We start from the raw sequence: 19458 nt of genomic DNA on the forward strand, positions 1-19458 counted from the left end.
GTGTGAAACGTCTACGCGGGGAAATCAGTTCACTGGACTGATTTCTTATCCCGCTTCGATGCGTTGGATAATGCGATAAAACAAATAATTAGAGCGGTTCCGGCGATGCTGTTAGAACACGAACCGCTCTAATGTGCTGCGGCTGAACGCTGCCGGCTGATCCATGCAGCTCCGATATTTCCGTGCAGAAAACCGTTTGAGAGCGGCACATCGGGATAGATTTTTCGCAGGCGCGCGGCTCCTTCGTCCGGACTGGTTACCTGTTTCAGCACATCGTCATGAATGCGGGCCACTTCCACCATATCGCAATCCTGCGGTGACAGTCTGAAACGCCTGATCCCTGCTTGGAGCAGGTCGGGCAGGTCCTCGATCAGCGACTGACAGGTATGAGAGAGCGTCTGCACGCCATTGAGAGCCAGGAAGGGTTGGCTGTCCAGCGTTTTGACGGGCAGTCCGTCCGGTTCTTCACCGCATACAAACTGACAATTGTCCTTTATGTGACCCTTGGACCGCGCATGCGCGCAACGGGCTGAAATGGCGAGCGGCACTCGTCCGAACGTGAATATTTCGAAAGCAATATCGGGTGCAGCTTTGACAATCTCCCGGATAGAGCTGATCGGTAATTCCGGCGGAAGACAAATCGACTGCGCGCCGCGAGTGGCAAGAACCTTGGCGGTTGCCGCATTGTAAACATTGACCAGCGGACCGACCATGTGCGGCACGCCGGACAACAGTCCCAATGCAGACAGATCATTTGCCTCAACAGGCAGTGATGCTTCCTTGATCGTTTGGCGGACCTGCTTGGCTTCGCGTTCAAGCATCACCAGCGCCAGCGAACCGAGGCTCACTAGCTTTCCTGCGCGCTGCAGCCGCTCTATCACGGCGTCCATGTAAGGTGTCAGGAAATGGAACCGCTTGGAACAGACGATTTCACCGACAGTCACATTGGTAATTGGCGCTTCGTCGGCGATGCGGAAGTAAAAATCGCGCCATTTAGGGCCGTCCCACAGAAAGAGAACGGGACCAAGGCTGAGGCTCGCTCCGGACATGTCTATCTCCAGCGTTTGTCGTAAGCGCCTGAAGTCGTCTGCTGGCCCTCGCTCAGCAGTCTGAGACGCGATAGCAGGGCTGCACGGCTCTCGGGAGACGCCGCAAGTGTTTGACGCAGCGTGGAGACGACTTCGCTGACATAAGCCTTGCCGCGCTGGCGACCTTCAATCTTGAGCGCCGAGACTCCCGCCGCCCGCAACTCGTCTATATGGTTCATGACGTCGAGCGAAACGGGGTCTTCGAAGGCATAGCCTTGCTCGTCTGCAATGTTGAAGCGGCCCTTGCAAAGGGTTGGGTAGCCGGTGGGTTCGCCCACCGGGAAACGATTGATCGTATATTCACCGAGTTCGGAAACGAGTTCCTGCCGATCCTGCCGGTAGCGGACATGGCTTGCCGGTGAACAAACGCCGTTCATGTTGGGCGATCTGCCCGTTGCGTAAGAAGACAGGGAGCAGCGCCCTTCAGCCATGACGCATAATCCGCCAAATACGAAGACTTCCATTTCGCAAGTGATCTTGCGGCCCAGTTTTGCAATGTCGGGGATCGTCAGCACGCGCGGCAGCACGACACGCCTTGCCTTGAATGCATCAACGAGAAACTGGATTGCATCTGCGTTGGAAGCGGAAGCTTGTACGGATACGTGAAGCCGCTGCGTTGGATGTTTTTCAGCCGTATAGGCCATCAGTCCAAAATCGGCGAGGATCAAGGCATCTGCGCCGAGTGTCGAGGCATCGTCCACGGCGCGATACCAGATGTGTTCATCGCCCGCGCGCATGAACGTGTTGATGGCAACGAAAACCTGCGTTTTGCGGGAATGGGCGAACTGGATTGCGTCGCGTAGCTCATCGCGGCTGAAGTTCAGCCCGGGAAAGTTACGCGCATTCGTTTCATCGCGAAAACCACAATAGACGGCATCCGCTCCGGCACTTACCGCTTCGCGCAAGGCCGACGGCGTGCCTGCAGGGCAGATCAGTTCCATCCGTCAGTTTCCTTGCCCAAGGCTTTGCTTCGCACAAAATTTGCGATTCCGCGCACCATCGGCGCAAATGGCCCCGCGCCGGTGCCGAGATCGGATGGAAGATCTATGTTGCAGTCGTCCAGCGCATTGCGAAGTGCGAGCATGGCTTCCATGTCGCCCGTCACGGTAATGTCCCGGGAGAAGAATAGCGCGTCCCCATCAAGTTTGCCCTCGAGGAGCGCAAGCAACATAACCAGCGGTCCTTCTATGCCCGCATCGACCGACGTCGCCTCATCTTCGCGCATGATCGTGATGCGTGGCTTGTCCGGCTCAATCACAAAAGCAAACGGAATGTCGGACGGGTGAAAACGGAAACGCTTCGTCGCATAATCCCCGAGACGTTCGAAGAGCCCCGGGTGGGCTCGCATCACGTGAAAGAATATACGCGAGACGAACGGGGCGATCAGAAACGGTGGAACAAGCCGGGCTGGCGCAGCCACAGCCGAGGGTATCTTCATCATCATCCAGCTCCGGTGAGCCTTACAAGGTGAAACCAGAATTAGGCGATTCAATACAAGGACAGTTTGATTCAGATCAAAGACGGCGAAAGAATTCGATATTCAAAAATGGGTTATGAAAACGGCCCGATCTATTCCACCATATTACGACTGCCTGCAAAGCTTCTTATGGGAGCTTGAACGTCGCAATGATCTCGTCAGGATCAGGCGTCCGGTATCGCTCGTCCAGGAGATAACCGAAATCCATAAGCGAGTGCTTGAGGATGATGGCCCGGCGCTGCTTTTCGAGCAGCCCGTCAACGCGGAAGGGCGTCGGCACTCAATTCCTCTGGTAGCCAATCTTTTCGGCTCGAGGCGGCGGATCGCGTTGGGGCTTGGCCGTTCTGTCGAAGAAATTTCCGGCCTTGCCGAGACGCTTGCGGAACTGCGCGCGCCAAAGCCGCCGCGTTCGGCGGGTGAGATATGGAGCAAGCTGCCTTTGGCAAAGGCCGCATTGAACATGCGCCTCCGTCATGTCCGACATGCGGCGGTGCAGGCTGAGGTGCTCGAGGGCGAAGCCGTCGATCTCGATCTGCTGCCTATCCAGTGGTGTTGGCCCGGCGAACCCGCCCCACTTGTCACCTGGCCGCTGGTCATCACGCAGCCGCCGGACGATCCATCCGATATCAATGTCGGGATTTATCGGATGCAGAAGCTTGGACACGACAAGCTCATCATGCGCTGGCTTGCCCATCGGGGCGGTGCACGCCATCATCGCATGTGGCAAAGGCGCGGCGAGGATATGCCTGTTGTCGTGGCCATCGGTGCCGATCCCGCGACGATTCTCTCGGCCGTCATGCCCCTGCCTGAAGGAATGAGCGAACTTGCCTTTTCGGGCCTGCTTGCAGGGCGGAGGCCTTCGGTGGTCAGTGCGTGCACCGTGCCGCTCTGCGTACCCGCCAATGCCGAAATCATTCTGGAAGGACGAGTTTCCTCATCCGCTACCGCGCCGGAGGGGCCGTATGGCGATCACACCGGTTACTATAATAGTGTGGAGGAATTTCCGGTGATGCAGGTGACGGCTATTACCATGCGAAAGAATCCCGTCTACCTTTCGACCTATACGGGTCGTCCGCCAGATGAACCCTCCAGACTTGGCGAAGTGATGAACGAACTGTTTGTGCCGCTTGTGCGGAAACAGTTTTCGGAAATCGTCGATTTGTGGCTGCCTCCGGCAGCATGTTCCTACCGCGCAATGGTGGTTTCGATCGACAAGCGCTATCCCGGCCAGGCCCGGCGGGTGATGATGGGGCTTTGGTCCATGTTGCCGCAGTTCAGCTACACGAAACTCATAATCGCAGTCGATCCAGACATAAATGTCCGCAACTGGGATGATGTCATGTGGGCGCTCGCCACGCGTTTCGATGCGAGCCGAGACGTCGTCACGTTGGCTGACACACCGGTGGATTATCTCGACTTCGCGTCGCCTCGTTCGGGTCTGGGCGGGAAACTTGGACTTGATGCGACCAACAAAATCGGGGCTGAAACCGAGCGGGAATGGGGTGCCGTGCTGGAGATGAGCGATGACGTGATTGCCCGTGTGGATGCGATGTGGGGCGAACTGGGTCTGGATAAGGAAACCATGCGATGAAACGGATTGTTGTCGGCATCTCGGGGGCATCAGGCGCTCTCATCCCGCTCAAGCTGCTGGAACAGCTTTCCGCCTTAAGTGATGTCGAAACCCATTTGGTTGTGTCGGACGCCGCTCAGCAGACCTTGCGTCACGAGCTAGGTCCTGACGGTTATGCGCTTCTGCACAGGCTCGCGAATAGAAGTTATTCTGTCAGCGACATAGGGGCCCTTATCGCGAGCGGATCGGTTGCAACCGCAGGTATGATCATTGCGCCATGCTCCATGCGTACACTTGCAGCGATCGCCACGGGGCACAGCGACAGCCTGTTAACCCGCGCGGCCGACGTTCATATGAAGGAACGACGCAAGCTGGTTCTGATTGCACGAGAAACTCCGCTGCATCTGGTGCATTTGCGCAATATGTGCACGGTAACGGAATTGGGTGCGATTGTGATGCCGCCGGTTCCAGCCTTTTATTTCAAGCCGCAATCTGTCGACGAGGTGGCCGATCAGATCGCGGCGCGGGCCATCGACCTGATCGGCATTGGCGAAAAGAGATCAGAAAGCTGGACGGGTATTCCAGCCATCCGATAACAGCAAGCAGGCCTATGCGAAAGGTTGCGTTGGGCTTTTCGCTGGCTGGGTGAACCATTTTGGCCCCGTTGCCGTCATATGGATATGATCTTCCAGACGGACGCCGAACTGGTCGGGGACCACGATCATCGGCTCGTTGGAGAAGCACATGCCTTCCGCAAGCGGGAGTGAGTTCCCGCGGACGACATAGGGGGCTTCGTGAATTTCCAGGCCAAGGCCGTGACCAGCGCGGTGAGGAAGGCCGGGCAGGGCATAATCCGGTCCCAATCCGTGCTTCACGAGCGCAGCGCGCGCTGCATCGTCAAGGGTTGAGCAAGCAGCGCCGAGCTTCGCCGCGTCGAAAACGGCTTGTTGGGCTTCGCGTTCGATCGCCCATATGCGCGAAAACTCTGCTGTAGGCTCATCCAGCATATAGGTGCGCGTGAGATCGGAATGGTAGCCGTCGATGCGGCAGCCTGTGTCCACAAGGATAACATCACCCGGCTGATAAAACTGTTCGCCGTCCGCGCCGTGCGGCAGTGAGGTCGCAGTCCCAAATGAGACGATACAGAATGTCGAGCCACCCCTTGCGCCGAGTGCGCGGTGCTGTTCATCGATAAAACGCACGACTTCGCTTGCGGCAATGCCGGGCTTGATCATTGCATGCGCACGGCGGTGGACTTCAAGCGTCAGATTCATCGCATACTGAATGATCGCAATTTCTTTGACCGACTTGCGGATACGCTGTTCCCGGATCAGCTCGCCGCCGTCGAGCAGCCGGTCCGGCTGGATCTCTTGCCTGAGAGCATTATAGAAAAACAGCGGGATGGCGTCATCGACCGCAAGTTTAGCACCTGCCGGGAGGAGCGATGCGATCAGCGCGGCTGGGTTCTCTTCCTCCTGCCAGATGCGGATTTCTCCAGCTAGATGCGGGAGGCTTTCGACGCGGCTCTGCTCAAAGCCGGGAACGATGTAAATTACCTCCGAAGGCGTAACGAGGGCGCCCAGAAAACGTTCGCTGATGTGCCAGACCAGCCCGGTATAATAACGCAAACTTGCTGTCGGCCCGAGCAGAAGCCCGCCGATACCACGTTCTCTCAACTTGCCTTGCAACGATGCCAGCCGTTCGAGACGCTCTTCCTGTTCGATTTGCGGTGGTGATGATGGCGAAGTCATAATGTATACCTTTGAGTTGTCGTTTCTGCGCACGGCTGTTTGCTCGCCGGCAGATATATCACGGCTTTTGCCGTTCGGTAGTCATCTTCAGCCTTGATCCAGAAGCTTGTGCAGTTGCAGTTAACTGGCGGTGCTATGGCCGTGAGCGAGCCTGCGAAACGGGCCACCGCAGTGCTGGAAGGGTCGACTATTCACAAATAGATGATGACCAGGGACAGCGCTGTACATTGCGCGCTGGAACAGAAAGCACTAACTGGGTCACACTGTGGTAACAAAATTTGGGTAAGAAACCGCAGATTTCAAATTGAGTTAGCGTCTGTGAGGTTTCATGCCTGAGGTATGGCAGTGGGTTTCCGCTTTTGGCTTTTCGGTTGTTATTGTCGTGGCGGCGCTCGTCTATCTCAACATGTCAAACCGTGAAATGCCGGGCGACACATTCAATCTCTTCACAAAAGTTGGTGCTGTCGCCGTAGCATTCGTTGCTGCCTTTGCGAGCCTCGCCGCCGCAGCTATTATCGATTGATCTCGTCGTTCATAGTTTCAGCGAAGACACTGCCGCTTCGCTTTTATGCACGTAATCGCTGGCATCTGATTGTCGCTGAAACAGCAAGATAAAGAGCAGGTCCGTCAAAATAAGTTGCGCGTCGCGCGCGGTTATCGATGATGAGCGAACCCGCTCTTCATCCGCAACGGTATACAAGGGAATATCGGCAATTTCATTAAGCGGATTCCTGTTGAGACCTGTAACAGCGATTACGGTTGCTCCGCATTTCCTGGCTTCTTCCGAGATGCGGAGGGTTTCGATGCTCGTTCCCGAATAGGAGAGGGCAAACAGGACATCGCCCTCGTGCAAGGTCGAAACATTGGCCATCTGGATATGACTGTCGCTATCGTGCATCACGTTGCGGCCGAGTTTCATCAGCTTATAGGAAAAATCGCGCGCCACGAGTGACGATGCGCCAACGCCGGCGAGGTGGATACGTCGCGCGCTGATCAGCGCTTGCAATGCATCGTCGATATCCTGCTCGCTGTTGGCGGAAACCGTTCGTTGCATCGACTGCAGCTTGCTGCCGATAAGCTTCTGCAGAACGGTGATGTAACTATCCCCGGTTTCGATGGAGCCGTGCACCATGCCTGCTGGAACTTGCCATTCCTTGGCCCGGGCTTCGCTGACGGCGAGTTTGAGTTCCTGATAGCCGTCAAATCCGAATTTCTGGCTGAACTTGACCACGCTTGACTGACTGCGTCCGGTCGCCGCCGCGAGCGCGGAGGAAGAAAGTTTCAACACCTGTTCCGGATGGTCGACGATAAACTGACCGATCTTTCGATCCGCAACGGTCAGTTCGTTCAGTTTGGCGCTGATCTTTTGTAGAATCGACATATGTAACTATTCCCGATTCCGGTGCCGGAAGGTTCGATACTCGATTGCCTCGGTCGTAAGACAATTCGATTTGCTTTGGAATACAGAATTCCAACATAAACGATTATGCGTAATTGCCCAACGGTATGTGTGGAATGCGGCGCGGAGACCGGAACGCTTCAGCGGATAGCTCGCGATTAGATTCGATATCGGCAGAATTCACCTCCTTCCGCCGATGGTGATCCGGCAATATGTCTGATGCGGTGTTATCCGATTGGACCGTACTTCGGTGAAGGTAAGGAATAAAATATTCCGTATTTGAATTGACGAAAAGAATTTTCAATCCTAGCATATTAACCATAAAGGCGCATTTGAACGCCGCTCGACAGGCAGGCAGAGCATGACAGAACAGGCGTTGTTATCTGAACTGGATAAGCTGGTTTCAGAAGAGCGAAATCCGCGCACGATGGATATCGATCTGCTGGCCAGTCTTGCTATCGTGCGCCGCATTAACGACGAGGATCATCTGGTACCCGCCGCTGTCGAAAAAGTTCTGCCTCACGTCGCGCAGGCGGTCGACAGAATTGTTGACGCCTTTCGGAGGGGCGGTCGGCTGATTTATCTGGGTGCTGGAACGAGCGGACGTCTTGGCGTTCTTGATGCATCGGAATGCCCACCGACATTCAGCGTACCGGAAGGAATGGTGGTGGGCTTGATTGCAGGTGGCGCCGATGCGCTGCAACATGCAATCGAAGGCGCAGAGGACGATCCCTCACTGGGGGAGGCCGATCTGCGCAATGTGAGTCTGGCCTCAAAGGATGTCGTCGTGGGAATCGCGGTCAGTGGACGCACTCCTTATGTGATCGGAGGGCTGGCTTACGCGGCAACAATTGGTGCTACGACTGTGGCGCTTTCCTGCAATCCGAACTCGACGATTGCGGCTATGGCTGAAATTGCCATATCGCCAGTTGTGGGGCCTGAAATACTGACTGGTTCAACGCGCCTCAAATCCGGCACGGCGCAGAAGCTGGTGCTCAATATGCTGACGACGGCAAGCATGATCCGGATAGGAAAGACATATGAGAACCTCATGGTGGACGTCAGTGCCACCAACCACAAGCTTGTCGCACGTGCTTCGAGAATTGTCATGCAGGCAACCGGTTGCGGGGCGGGGGAGGCAAAACGCGTTCTCGCCCTGACGGATAATGACGTCAAGCTTGCAATCCTCATCACGATTACCGGAATGCCAGTGGATGAGGCAAGAAAGGCATTAAAGAATGCTGGGGGATTTCTTAGACAGGCAATAAATGCCAATAAAGCGTGAGCCGAAGCGGGGAAGCGGTCGGACATCAGCATTGCAGTGATTTGCGAGGGAAGAAAATGGGAGCGATTTTCAAAAAAAGCCTGATTGCGGGCGCCGCCACATTGGCATTGAGCATTGGGAGCTTCAGCGGGCTGGGCCTGTCTACGGCTTCTGCCGCGACGCTTCGCATGGCCTGGTCACAGGATGCCACCGGTCTTGATCCGCATAAGCAGCCGGCGTTTTCATCGATCCGGCTGCTTGAACTCATCTACGAGCCGCTCGTTCGTCTCGGTTCCGATCTTCAGATCGCGCCTGCCATTGCGAAAAGTTGGGAGTTTTCCGATGGCGGCAAGATTCTGACATTCAAGCTCGACCCGAATGCCAAGTTCCACAACGGTCAGCCGGTTACGCCAGCCGATGTGAAGGCATCCTTCGAGCGTATCCTGGACGAAAAAACGGGTGCGGTGGCGCGTGCCAATTTCGGTTCCATCGCCGCTATTGAGACGCCGGACAACGAAACGGTTGTCTTCAAACTCTCGCAGGCAGACGCCCCGCTATTGGCGGCCATTGCCAGCATCAATGCGGCTATCCTTCCTGAAAGCGAGATCAAGGCGGGCAATATTGGTACAAAAACCGTTGGATCCGGCCCGTTTGTCCTTGAACGTTGGGAACCGAATTCCAAGGAAGTACTGAAAGCCAATCCCGGTTGGGCCGGCGGTAAGGTAAGGGTCGACGGGATCGACATCAGTGTTCTGCCAGATGAAACGGCGATTCTCGCCGCGCTTCGCGCCAAGCAGATCGATTTTGCGCTTCTCAATGACCCGCTGGTCGCAACGATGGTGCCGAACGAAAGCGCTCTTGAGTTGGTGCGCACGCCGGCGCTTGCTTATCATGTCCTGCAATTGAACCCTTCGCGCAAGCCCATGACGGAGCTGGCCGTGCGTCAAGCTATTTCCTGCGCCGTTGACCGGCAGGATGTTCTCGACACGGCCTTGCTCGGCGAAGGAAAGGTGACGGGCCCGCTGACAATGCCCGCCTATGCAAGCGACCCCAGCACGCTTTTCTGCTATAAGCCCGATGTAGAAAAGGCGAAGAAGCTGATGGCGGATGCGGGCTATGCGGACGGTTTCTCGGCAACGATCATCGCGGCAAATGGAGAGCCTGCGACCGCTGCGGCCGAGGCGCAGGTGCTTCAGTCGCAACTCGCCGAAATCGGTATCAAGCTCGATATCCGGATGATGGAACTGAACGTCTATGTCGATACGTGGCTGAAGGGGGACTTCGACATGGCGGTGGCGTTGAACGGCGGTTCGGCTGATCCCTATACGATGTATGGCCGATACTGGACCAAGGCGGGCAACCTTCAGAAGGTCGCGCAGTATATCGACGATACGCTTGACGATCTGATGCAGAAGGGGAGAGCCGAAACGGACCCTGAAAAGCGCAAGGTGATTTTTGCCGACTTCGATAAGCACATAACGGAAGTTTCTCCGTGGGTATGGCTCTATACGGCTAACACTTATGTTGCTCACCAGAAAAACGTTACCGGTTTCGAGCCTCGCGCAACCGGATCGCTATTCGGCATAACCAAGCTGCAGATCGGGCAGTGATGTCACGAAATCCGCCACGTCTTCCTGCGAAGGCGTGGCTTGCAAGTGCCTTCCGGAACGGCAGGCCGTGAGTAATCTGACATGAATTATCTGACACGTCGGCTGCTGACATTTCCTCTGGTCATGCTGGGGGTGTCGATCCTTGTCTTCGTTGCGATCCGTCTGGTGCCGGGTGATTCCATCACTGCCATGCTCGGAACGGAGGCAGGGTTGTTGACCCCGGAACAGCGGCAGGCGCTGGCGCAATATTTCGGTATCGACCAAAGCTGGACCACCCAGTACTGGCGATGGCTGGGTGATGTGCTGCAAGGTAATCTTGGTGTCTCGGTGACATTCGGAAAGCCGGTTTTGACGGTTATCCTTGAGCGTTTTCCGCTGACACTCCAACTTGCATTGATGTCGGTGTTTATCGCTTTGCTCGTTGGACTCCCTGCTGGCGTTTATGCGGCAACGCGCAACGAGAAAAAATCCGATCTGGCGGTGCGCATTTTCGCAATGATCGGGCAGTCGACTCCGAGCTTCGTTCTCGGTCTCCTCTTTATTTATATACTGTCGGCGGGGTTTGGGGTTTTGCCTGCGATGGGCGAATTTACACCTTTCTGGGTGAACCCGTGGCAGAATTTCCTGCAGATGATCTTGCCGGCCCTGACGCTCGGCTTTGCTTTTGCGGCATCGGTCACACGCATATCGCGTTCGGCCATGCTGGACGTTCTCAGCGACGATTACGTTCGCACGGCTCGCAGCAAGGGAGCATCGGCTCGCTCTGTCATCTGGCGGCACGCATTGCCTAATGCGCTGATACCAGTAGTGACCCTGAGCGGAGTGGAGTTCGGCTATCTTCTGGGCGGAGCTGTGCTGGTTGAGCAGATATATGCTCTGCCGGGGCTTGGACGCATGGTGCTCGACGCCATTCTCCAGCGCGATTATGCTCTGGTGCAGGGCAGCATTCTTTTCATTGCCTTCAATTTCATGATCGTCAATCTGCTGGTTGATCTCCTGTATGTAGCGCTCGATCCGCGCATTCGTCTGGAGGAAAGCTGATGCAGATATTGCGTTCTGTTTTCGCTCATCCCAGCGGTCGTATCGGCGGGTTCATCGTTCTGGTTTATCTGATCGTGGCTTGTCTCGGCTATTTCGGCTTCACGCCGCATGATCCGCTGATGCAGTATCGGATAGACAGGCTGCGTCCTCCAGGTGCTGCCCACTGGATGGGAACCGACCTTTTCGGACGTGACGTCATGAGCCGCCTGATGGCTGGTGTCGCGCAATCCTTCATGGTGGGCTTTTCGGCAGTCGGGATTGCCGCTTTCGCGGGAACTGTTCTGGGATTGACCGCGGCGTGGTTCGGGCGCTGGTGGGACGGTGTCGTCATGCGCATCATGGATGTGCTTCTGGCGTTTCCGGCAATCTTGCTTGCGCTTCTCATCATTGCTGTTGTCGGGCCGGGAACAGGAACAAGTGTCGCCGCCATTGCCATCGTTTACACCCCGATCTTCACGCGGGTTGTACGCGGCCCGGCCTTGTCGATCAAAACACGCGAATTCGTTGATGCGGCGCGTACGTTCCACAGCAGCAACCGTTATATCCTTTCCCGCCATCTGCTGCTTAATCTGGTGGCCCCTTTGACAGTGCAGATCACCCTGGCGCTCGCCTGGTCGTTGCTGACGGAGGCAGGCCTGAGCTTTCTGGGTCTGGGCACACAGCCACCCGCTTCGTCACTTGGTCTCATGCTGGCCGATGCGCGTAATCTCATGGAGATCGCGCCATGGCTGCTGGCCTTTCCGGGACTTACGATCATGATCGGCATTCTTGGCTTCAACCTTCTGGGTGATGCCCTGCGCGACATCCTCGACCCGAAGATGCGGAGAGCGATGGCATGAGCACGCTGCTTTCTGTCTCGAGCCTTCGCGTTGGATTCGGTCGCAATCCTGTAGCCAACGAGATTGTGCGTGGCGTAAGTTTTGATCTCGCTGTGGGCGAAACACTGGCAATTGTCGGCGAAAGTGGTTCCGGCAAATCTGTAACGGCCCTGTCGCTCAATCGTCTGGTGGATTTTGGCGGCGGTCGCGTCATCGACGGATCAATCAAGCTGAATCGCGCAAACGGTAGCACAATCGATCTTGTAACTGCGAACGAAGCAGAGCTGACGAAAATCCGCGGTGCAGAAATCGGTATGATCTTTCAGGAGCCGATGACATCCCTCAATCCTGTACTGACGATAGGCACGCAGATCGAGGAATCATTCCGTCTCCATCGTGGGCTCACAGGAAAACAGGCAGCTTCCGCTGCCAAGGACGCGCTGGATCGCGTGCGTATTCCGGACGCCGCACGGCGGCTCAAATACTGTCCGAACCAGCTTTCCGGGGGCATGTTGCAGCGAGTGATGATCGCCACGGCGCTTGCATGTAATCCGCGCCTCATGATTGCCGACGAGCCCACGACGGCGCTCGATGTTACCGTGCAGGCGCAGATCATGGCGCTGCTCGCACAGCTGAAGCGAGAAACCGGCATGGCGATGATCTTCATCACGCATGACATTGGTCTGGTCGCAGGAATGGCCGACAAGGTCATGGTGATGCAGCATGGCAAGGCGGTTGAACAAGGACAGCTGAGCACTGTTCTCGACCAGCCTCAGCATCCCTACACACAACATCTCCTGAAGGCCGTTCCGCATTTTGAAAGCGGCAAAGCGGTGCGAACCGATACCGTGCGCACCACGCTATCGGGAACAAAACCGATCCTGTCGGTGAAAGGATTGACGGTCCGTTTTCCGGTCAAAGGCGGTTTTCTGGGTCGCAGGCTGGGGGCAGTTCATGCGGTGGAGAACGTCGATCTTGATCTCATTCCCGGTGAAACGCTTGCGATCGTGGGGGAGAGCGGTTCGGGAAAATCGACAACTGCGCGAGCCATTCTCGGGCTTGTCAAAGCTTCACGCGGAAAGTTGGAAATTGGTGCGGTTAGCACCAACGATGCGGGAAATTTCTCTTCGGTGCAGATGGTTTTTCAAAACCCCTACGCATCGCTCAATCCGCGTCTGCGCATAGATAGTATCCTTGCCGAGCCGGTTATCGCAGCTGGCGGGCGGGACGGACCGGAGACGCGGCAGAAGATGCTACAACTGCTTGACCGCGTCGGGCTCCCCGGCATCAGCTTGGAGCGCTACCCACATGAGTTTTCGGGCGGGCAACGCCAGCGGCTCTGTATCGCCCGCGCGCTGATGCTGAACCCGGCGGTCGTAGTTCTGGACGAAGCCGTTTCCGCGCTGGATGTATCTGTGCAGGCCAAAGTTCTGGACTTGCTGATCGACCTCCAGAAGGAGCGTGGCCTTGCTTACTTGTTCGTATCGCACGACATGGCAGTGGTAGAGCGGATCGCGCATCGCATAGCAGTTGTCTATGCCGGGCAAATCGTGGAAATCGGCGATGCCGCAACAATCCTTTCTGCGCCGAAACACTCTTATACGAAGCGGCTGATTTCTGCTGTTCCAAGTATTGATCGGCGCAACGAACATTTCGCCCTCGACACACGACAAGTGCCCTCGCTTGTGCGCCCGCTGGGTTATGAGCCGGAGCCGGCAAACTGGCAGACATATGGCCGGGATCACATGGCCCGGACCGAGGCATAATTACCATGGCAGAATCAAATATTCCCCGATCCGATACCGCCTTTACGGCTCGCTTTGAAAAAGCGTTCGCTTTGGTGAAAGACGCTTGCGACTCTTATCGCATTCCCGGCGGTGTTCTTGGGATGGTCGATCTTTCTGGCAACCGCGCTGTCAGGGCGACCGGCTTTGCACAGATCGTCCCGACCAGACGGGCAATGAGCATCGATACGTGGTTCGATCTTGCTTCGCTGACAAAAGTCATTTTCACGACGCACCGCATTCTTGCGCTGGCTGAGGATGGCGTCATTGATCTCGATGCGCCATTGACCACCTTGCTACCCGATCTTCGGCAGTATGATAATGACGCCTGGGAGCGCAAGGTCACGTTCCGTGAATGCCTTGGCCACCAGACGCCTTTTCCGTCCGTCGAACCGATCTACACTTACGGGCGTGATCCGGAACTTTTGCGCGCGTTCGTTCTGCAGCGCGAATGGCGCAAATGCCAACCGGTTTATTCGGACATCAATTTCATCCTGCTCGGCTTTGCGTTGGAAAGGCTATACGGCAAGACCATTCGAGAGATGGAGCCCGGCGAGGGCTTCGCTTTTTCTGCGGAGCCGGAAATGAGTGCCGCGACGGAAAACTGCACATGGCGCAATCGTGTACTTTGCGGCGAAGTACACGACGATAATTGCTCGGCATTGCAAGGGGCCGCGCATGCCGGTCTGTTCGGTACTGCCGCATCCATACTCGATTTCGCGCTTGGTCTGCTTGACGGAACGGGAGCACCGCGAAACGTGATCGCCCACATGCGTCAGCCACTATCCGCAACCCGCACGCATGGCTGGGAACGGCCTTATGATGGCTGGTCGGGCGGCAGCTTCAATTCGAAGGATACGATTGGCCATACCGGGTTTACCGGAACCGGCTTATGGATCGATTTTGAAGCAGGCCGGGCATGGACCCTGCTCACCAACCGCATTCATCCCACCCGTCATTTCGACAGCGGTATCTTGGCACTGCGTCAGGGCGTTGGTGACGCAATCTCATTGGGATAGGAGACATCTATGCAGCCAATATGGGCCGTCGGACTGATGACCGGCACAGTTCTTGACGGAAACATCGACGTCGCTCTGTTGAAAACAGATGGGGAAACGGTAACAGAATTCGGAGCGTATGCGCTAAAGCCTTATCCGCGCTGGATTCGCGACCTGTTGGAACAGGCACAGGCCGAAGCGCGCATCTGGAATTTCGAAGGATCGGAGCCCACTGTTTTTGCCGAGGCGGAAGAAGCGCTGACGCGCGCGCAATCTGCGGCTGTCCGCGAATTGGTAGAGGAAAGCGGGCTCTCGATGGCGGATATCGGTGTCGTCGGCTTCCACGGGCAAACGGTTTTGCATCGCGCGCCGCAAACCGGTCGAATCGGAGACACAAGGCAACTCGGCGACGGAAGGCTTATGAGCGAACTCCTGGGGACCAAGGTCGCCTATGATTTTCGCACCGCAGATATCCGTGCTGGCGGGCAGGGTGCTCCGCTTGCTGCCATATATCATGCTGCCTTGCTGCGCAGCGTGGATCCGAGCGGCAATACAGCGATTCTTAATCTCGGCGGTGTCGGTAACATCACCTGGTGGGATGGTGAGGATGCGCTTGTGGCATTCGACACGGGACCAGCCAATGCGCCCATCAACGATTTCGTGAAAGCACGCGGCTTGGGGGAAATGGATCGCGACGGAGCGCTGGCGGCGAAGGGCAGCGCGGACGAGGCACGGCTCGCCGAACTGCTCAAACACCCCTATCTGGCCGCGCCATATCCTAAATCTCTGGATCGGTTCGATTTTACGGATGCAATGGCTGATGGTCTGGATGAGGAAGATGGGGCGGCCACGCTGACCGCGTTCACGACTTCGGCAGTAGGCAAGGCTTTGGACCTTCTCCCCCGCCGACCTCAGCGTCTTGCCGTCAGTGGGGGTGGACGCCGTAACCCGACAATGATGCGCATGTTGGTTGAGCGTGCGAAAGTGGAACTTGTTCCAGTCGAAACGCTTGGCTGGCGGGGCGATGCCGTGGAAGCGGAATGTTTTGCTTTCCTGGCGGTACGTGTCCTGCGCGGCCTGCCCATCAGCTTTCCAAGCACAACGGGCGTGCCGAAAGCCATGACAGGTGGAAAACTGGCAGGCTGAATCAACGATCCATATCGATTATTTCTACAGGGCGGCGTCATGACGTTGCCCTGTTTTGGTATGGATCGACACTCCCGCCTCAACTGATTATCGGGCATGGCATGTTAAAATGCGACCGTTATGTGAAAGCTATCTAATATTAAGATGGTTCTCCAACTGCGACCCTTTGAAGTTACGTTGCGTCAGGGGAGCTTTTGATATTTCATTTTTATTGCAGATAAGCATGAAAAGGTACAAAACTGGTGCGATCTTCACGTTGATTTAGGCAATTCTCTTTAATGGTTTAGTTTATTATGGAGAATGCAATGAAACTTATCCGAGCCCTTTTCTGCCTGGTCTTGCCTCTTGCCTGGTTGTCCGGGGCAGCTGCTGAACCCTTGGCGAAGCCGACCGGTAAGCCGATTCTCGTCATATCCGGCAAAATCTCGAATACGAATGTTGGCGATACGGCCCAGTTTGATCGGGACATGCTGGAAGCGATGGGGTTGGTCACCGTGGAAACGGCAAATCCTTGGTATGACGGTCGCGTGCGTTTCGAGGGCGTATCGATGGACAAGCTTATGTCGCTCGTGGGCGCGAAGGGAACGAAGGTGACCGCAGTTGCTTTGAACGATTACGTTAGTTCGTTGCCGTTGGAGGACTTCAAGAGATTCAACGTTATTCTTGCCATGAAGCGGGATGGGAATTACATGCCGGTTCGTGACAAAGGACCGTTGTTTATAATTTACCCTTATGACAGCGACCCACAACTTCAAACTCAGACCTATTACACACGTTCTGCCTGGCAGGTTGCCAAGCTGATAGTTGAATAGAGGCAAGTGTGAGACGAATTCTAGGCGTTATTATCTGTTGTTTCGTGGTGGCAACGGCGTATATCGCCTATGTCATTGCCGAACGGCAGACAGCGCTTCAGAAATTCTCCCGTTATAACGACTCCTGGGCCGTCGGGCAGACGGTGTCCGAATATATGCGGCTCGAGCATGTTCTGGCTGGATATGCCCTGAACATGAACGAAGAAAGCCGCGACGAATTACGGCTTCGTCTCGATATTATGTTGGGTCGGTTGGAATTGCTGCAACAGGGCAATCTGCGATCCTTCATTCAGGACGATCCGCAGCGCCGTGATCTGTTTTTGAAACTGAGCGATGTTCTGCAGGCGCTTGATCGTCAGTTCGATAAGTTGGACATAGACAGTATCAAAACTGTCCTGCACTCCATGACCATACTTGATGGACCGATGACAGCGCTTGCCTCGACGGCCGTCGAATATGACGTAGGGCTTATCGATGCCGCACAGGCGGAAGTGCGTCAACTGCATCTCATCTACACTGGTTTGGCGGCGGGCCTCATCATTTGCGGGGTGGTGCTGGTTATCCTTCTGCTTCGCCACAACAAGCTTCTTGATAGGGCGCATGGTAGCATGCAGCGCCTGACGAGCGATCTTCGGCAGGCGACTGGGGAACTGCAGTCTCAGAACTTTCGGCTTGAACATGATGCGCACCACGATGCTCTGACCGGTTTGCCCAATCGTGTTCTGTTTCGGCAGGATCTGGAAAAAAGGCTGGAAGCCGCACATGCCGGAGGTCAGTCGGCGGTCATTCTTCTTCTGGACCTTGATGGTTTCAAAGACGTCAACGATACACTTGGACATGATGTCGGCGATGCGTTGTTGCAGGCTGTCGCGCGGCGTCTGACCAAACTGGGCGGGCGAGGCGACATGGTCTGCCGGTTGGGGGGCGATGAGTTTGCCTTGCTCTCCACGGGACTTCAGGAAGATCAGGCCCTGGAACTTGCAGACCGCCTGATGGAGGCCATCAGTGAGCCATATCATGTGGGCGAATTGGAAATAAAAATCGGAACTTGTGTCGGCGTCGCGATCTCTCAGGGCGAGCCCGATACGGAAGAGCTTTTCAAACACGCCGATCTTGCGCTCTACGAAGCAAAGGCGCTTGGACCCGGTCACGCGAGTGTGTTCGAATCCCAGATGCAGACACGCTTGCGGGAAAAGAAATCATTCGAAGCCGATCTTCAGAAGGCGCTGGAGAACCGTGAGATGGAGGTCTACTATCAACCGCAAGCCTGCACCGTAACGCGGGAAATATGCGGTTATGAGGCCCTGCTTCGTTGGACACACCCGGTCCGAGGCTCGGTTTCACCGGTCGAATTCATTCCAGTCGCCGAAAAGATAGGCTTTATTCATGCACTGGGGGATTGGGTGCTCAAGACGGCCTGTCTGGAGGCCGCACATTGGAACAAGCCTCTCAAGATCGCGGTCAACCTCTCTCCTGTTCAGTTTCGCAGTCTGAACCTTATTCAGAGCGTTATTGATGCGCTGGAGCAAAGCGGGCTTGGTGCGGACCGGCTCGAACTTGAGATTACGGAATCGGTGCTGCTGGACAAGAACGAACAGACCTTGAGCACGCTGCGCCAACTGAAAGCACTGGGTATTCAGATCGCCATGGACGATTTTGGCACAGGCTATTCTTCGCTCGGCAGTCTCAGCGGATTTCCCTTCGACAAGATCAAGATTGATCGTACTTTCGTGAGCGATGTGACCACACGGCCCGACGCACTTGCGATTGTCGAACTCGTAACCGGAGTAGGGCGCAGCCTCAGAATGGTGACGATCGCGGAAGGCATTGAAACCGAGGAGCAGTTTGAATGCCTCAAGCGGCTAGGATGCGATCAGGTCCAAGGCTATCTAATTGGTAAGCCGATGCCCGCTTCAAAGCTCAAACATCTCCACGGACACCCGCGAGACTTGAAGACAGTCGGTCTGGCTTCCAATCATTGATGATATCATCGCGTTGCAACTGGCTTCAAAGGCACAAATCAGTTTATGCTCATACGCTGATTGCAGCGCAAAATTAGATTGCGATGTAATACATCAATATGTCGGAACTCTTTGCTCGTTTGTTCGAACAAGATGTTCCGTGGGGAACCGGGGCGCAGGAATTGCTGAAAGTACATGGGATTAACGTACCGATAACGTCTGACGAAGTTTCGCCGGTTATCTGGCAGGCTTTGACAAGTGGCAGCTATGAGGCCAAGGAAGCACGTTCGATTTTCAAGGCGGTCAAGCCAGGGGATCGTGTACTGGAACTCGGTTCAGGCATCGGAATTATCACCTCCATTATTGCCAGGATAGCGGATGTGTCGGTTTGGGCTTTCGAGGCGAACCCGACAACAGCGGCACTGGCCCGGCGTGTTGTCGATGCCAACGGCCTCAACAATGTGGTGCTGTCACAAGGGATTCTGACTGCGGGTGAGCCCAGTTCGTTCCGCTTTTATGTGCGGCGTGATCTCTGGATGTCGTCCATGGACGAGAATCAGGGGCCTTACGAACATGCCATAGAACTGTTCTCGACCAATATTGACGAATTCATCGCTCAACACGGCATCAATGTCCTCGTTATGGATATCGAGGGCGCCGAGCGTGATCTGCTGCAAAACGCGGATTTGACAGGCGTGGAACGCATCTTTCTTGAATTGCACGACCATCTCTACGGCCT

At 55.7% G+C, this 19458-nt stretch carries 18 protein-coding genes (1 of these 18 only partly in view); 13 read left to right on the top strand and 5 right to left on the bottom strand.

Annotation, left to right across the window (positions count from 1 at the left end):
- Positions 1-128 precede the first annotated feature (128 nt).
- From ubiV to ubiT, 3 genes are read right to left on the bottom strand one after another with little or no spacing between them, the layout of a single operon-like run.
- Entirely contained in the window at positions 129-1049 is a 921-nt protein-coding gene (gene ubiV, locus OINT_RS21980; RefSeq protein ID WP_006470145.1) for a ubiquinone anaerobic biosynthesis protein UbiV, read from the bottom strand.
- Positions 1050-1051: 2 nt separating this feature from the next.
- Positions 1052-2029 carry a ubiquinone anaerobic biosynthesis protein UbiU gene (ubiU, locus tag OINT_RS21985; RefSeq protein WP_006470146.1) on the bottom strand — a complete coding sequence of 326 codons (978 nt, stop codon included), beginning with the start codon at positions 2027-2029 and terminating at the stop codon, positions 1052-1054.
- Entirely contained in the window at positions 2020-2529 is a 510-nt protein-coding gene (ubiT, locus tag OINT_RS21990; RefSeq protein WP_006472089.1) for a ubiquinone anaerobic biosynthesis accessory factor UbiT, read from the bottom strand. The genes ubiU and ubiT overlap by 10 nt, the downstream gene beginning before the upstream one ends.
- A 112-nt stretch (positions 2530-2641) precedes the next feature.
- On the opposite strand from ubiT, the gene OINT_RS21995 reads away from it, so the two are divergent.
- On the top strand, positions 2642-4156 hold the full coding sequence (locus OINT_RS21995) for a UbiD family decarboxylase (protein ID WP_006470148.1): 1515 nt from the start codon (positions 2642-2644) through the stop codon (positions 4154-4156).
- Positions 4153-4731, top strand: a complete 579-nt coding sequence (locus OINT_RS22000; protein ID WP_006470149.1) for a UbiX family flavin prenyltransferase — start codon at positions 4153-4155, stop codon at positions 4729-4731. Before OINT_RS21995 ends, OINT_RS22000 begins: the two co-directional genes overlap by 4 nt.
- 12 nt (positions 4732-4743) lie before the next feature.
- On the opposite strand, the gene OINT_RS22005 is transcribed toward OINT_RS22000, so the two are convergent.
- Complete coding sequence (locus tag OINT_RS22005; RefSeq protein WP_006472087.1) at positions 4744-5886, bottom strand: M24 family metallopeptidase; 1143 nt, start codon at positions 5884-5886, stop codon at positions 4744-4746.
- Between the two features lie 328 nt (positions 5887-6214).
- On the opposite strand from OINT_RS22005, the gene OINT_RS22010 reads away from it, so the two are divergent.
- Positions 6215-6409, top strand: coding sequence for a hypothetical protein (locus OINT_RS22010; RefSeq protein ID WP_006470151.1), 195 nt, complete (start codon positions 6215-6217; stop codon positions 6407-6409).
- 9 nt (positions 6410-6418) lie between these two features.
- Here the strand turns inward: OINT_RS22010 and OINT_RS22015 are convergent, their stop codons facing one another.
- Complete coding sequence (locus tag OINT_RS22015; protein WP_006470152.1) at positions 6419-7267, bottom strand: MurR/RpiR family transcriptional regulator; 849 nt, start codon at positions 7265-7267, stop codon at positions 6419-6421.
- Positions 7268-7646: 379 nt separating this feature from the next.
- On the opposite strand from OINT_RS22015, the gene murQ reads away from it, so the two are divergent.
- The 10 genes from murQ to OINT_RS22065 form a co-directional block, all read left to right on the top strand.
- Complete coding sequence (gene murQ, locus OINT_RS22020) at positions 7647-8570, top strand: N-acetylmuramic acid 6-phosphate etherase (protein WP_006470153.1); 924 nt, start codon at positions 7647-7649, stop codon at positions 8568-8570.
- 56 nt (positions 8571-8626) lie between these two features.
- The gene (locus OINT_RS22025) at positions 8627-10159 is read left to right on the top strand and encodes an ABC transporter substrate-binding protein (RefSeq protein ID WP_006472085.1); all 1533 of its coding nucleotides are present in this window, start codon (positions 8627-8629) and stop codon (positions 10157-10159) included.
- A gap of 81 nt (positions 10160-10240) precedes the next feature.
- Entirely contained in the window at positions 10241-11200 is a 960-nt protein-coding gene (locus OINT_RS22030) for an ABC transporter permease (RefSeq protein ID WP_006470155.1), read from the top strand.
- A complete protein-coding gene (locus OINT_RS22035; RefSeq protein WP_006470156.1) occupies positions 11200-12039 on the top strand; it encodes an ABC transporter permease in 840 nt (279 codons plus the stop codon). Before OINT_RS22030 ends, OINT_RS22035 begins: the two co-directional genes overlap by 1 nt.
- Positions 12036-13784 carry an ABC transporter ATP-binding protein gene (locus tag OINT_RS22040; RefSeq protein WP_006470157.1) on the top strand — a complete coding sequence of 583 codons (1749 nt, stop codon included), beginning with the start codon at positions 12036-12038 and terminating at the stop codon, positions 13782-13784. Before OINT_RS22035 ends, OINT_RS22040 begins: the two co-directional genes overlap by 4 nt.
- 5 nt (positions 13785-13789) lie before the next feature.
- Entirely contained in the window at positions 13790-14821 is a 1032-nt protein-coding gene (locus OINT_RS22045; protein WP_006470158.1) for a serine hydrolase domain-containing protein, read from the top strand.
- A gap of 9 nt (positions 14822-14830) precedes the next feature.
- Positions 14831-15946, top strand: coding sequence for an anhydro-N-acetylmuramic acid kinase (locus OINT_RS22050; protein WP_006470159.1), 1116 nt, complete (start codon positions 14831-14833; stop codon positions 15944-15946).
- A gap of 305 nt (positions 15947-16251) precedes the next feature.
- Positions 16252-16758: a putative pterin-binding protein gene (locus OINT_RS22055; RefSeq protein WP_006472448.1), complete on the top strand. Its 507-nt coding sequence runs from the start codon at positions 16252-16254 to the stop codon at positions 16756-16758.
- Positions 16759-16766: 8 nt separating this feature from the next.
- Positions 16767-18740, top strand: a complete 1974-nt coding sequence (locus OINT_RS22060; RefSeq protein ID WP_006470161.1) for a putative bifunctional diguanylate cyclase/phosphodiesterase — start codon at positions 16767-16769, stop codon at positions 18738-18740.
- A gap of 98 nt (positions 18741-18838) precedes the next feature.
- Positions 18839-19458, top strand: partial view of an FkbM family methyltransferase gene (locus OINT_RS22065; RefSeq protein ID WP_006470162.1) — the 5' portion only. Its footprint extends 127 nt past the window's final position; only the first 620 of its 747 coding nucleotides appear in the window; it begins with the start codon at positions 18839-18841; its stop codon lies beyond the right edge, outside the window.

Source organism: Brucella intermedia LMG 3301 (assembly GCF_000182645.1).
Classification (GTDB): domain Bacteria; phylum Pseudomonadota; class Alphaproteobacteria; order Rhizobiales; family Rhizobiaceae; genus Brucella; species Brucella intermedia.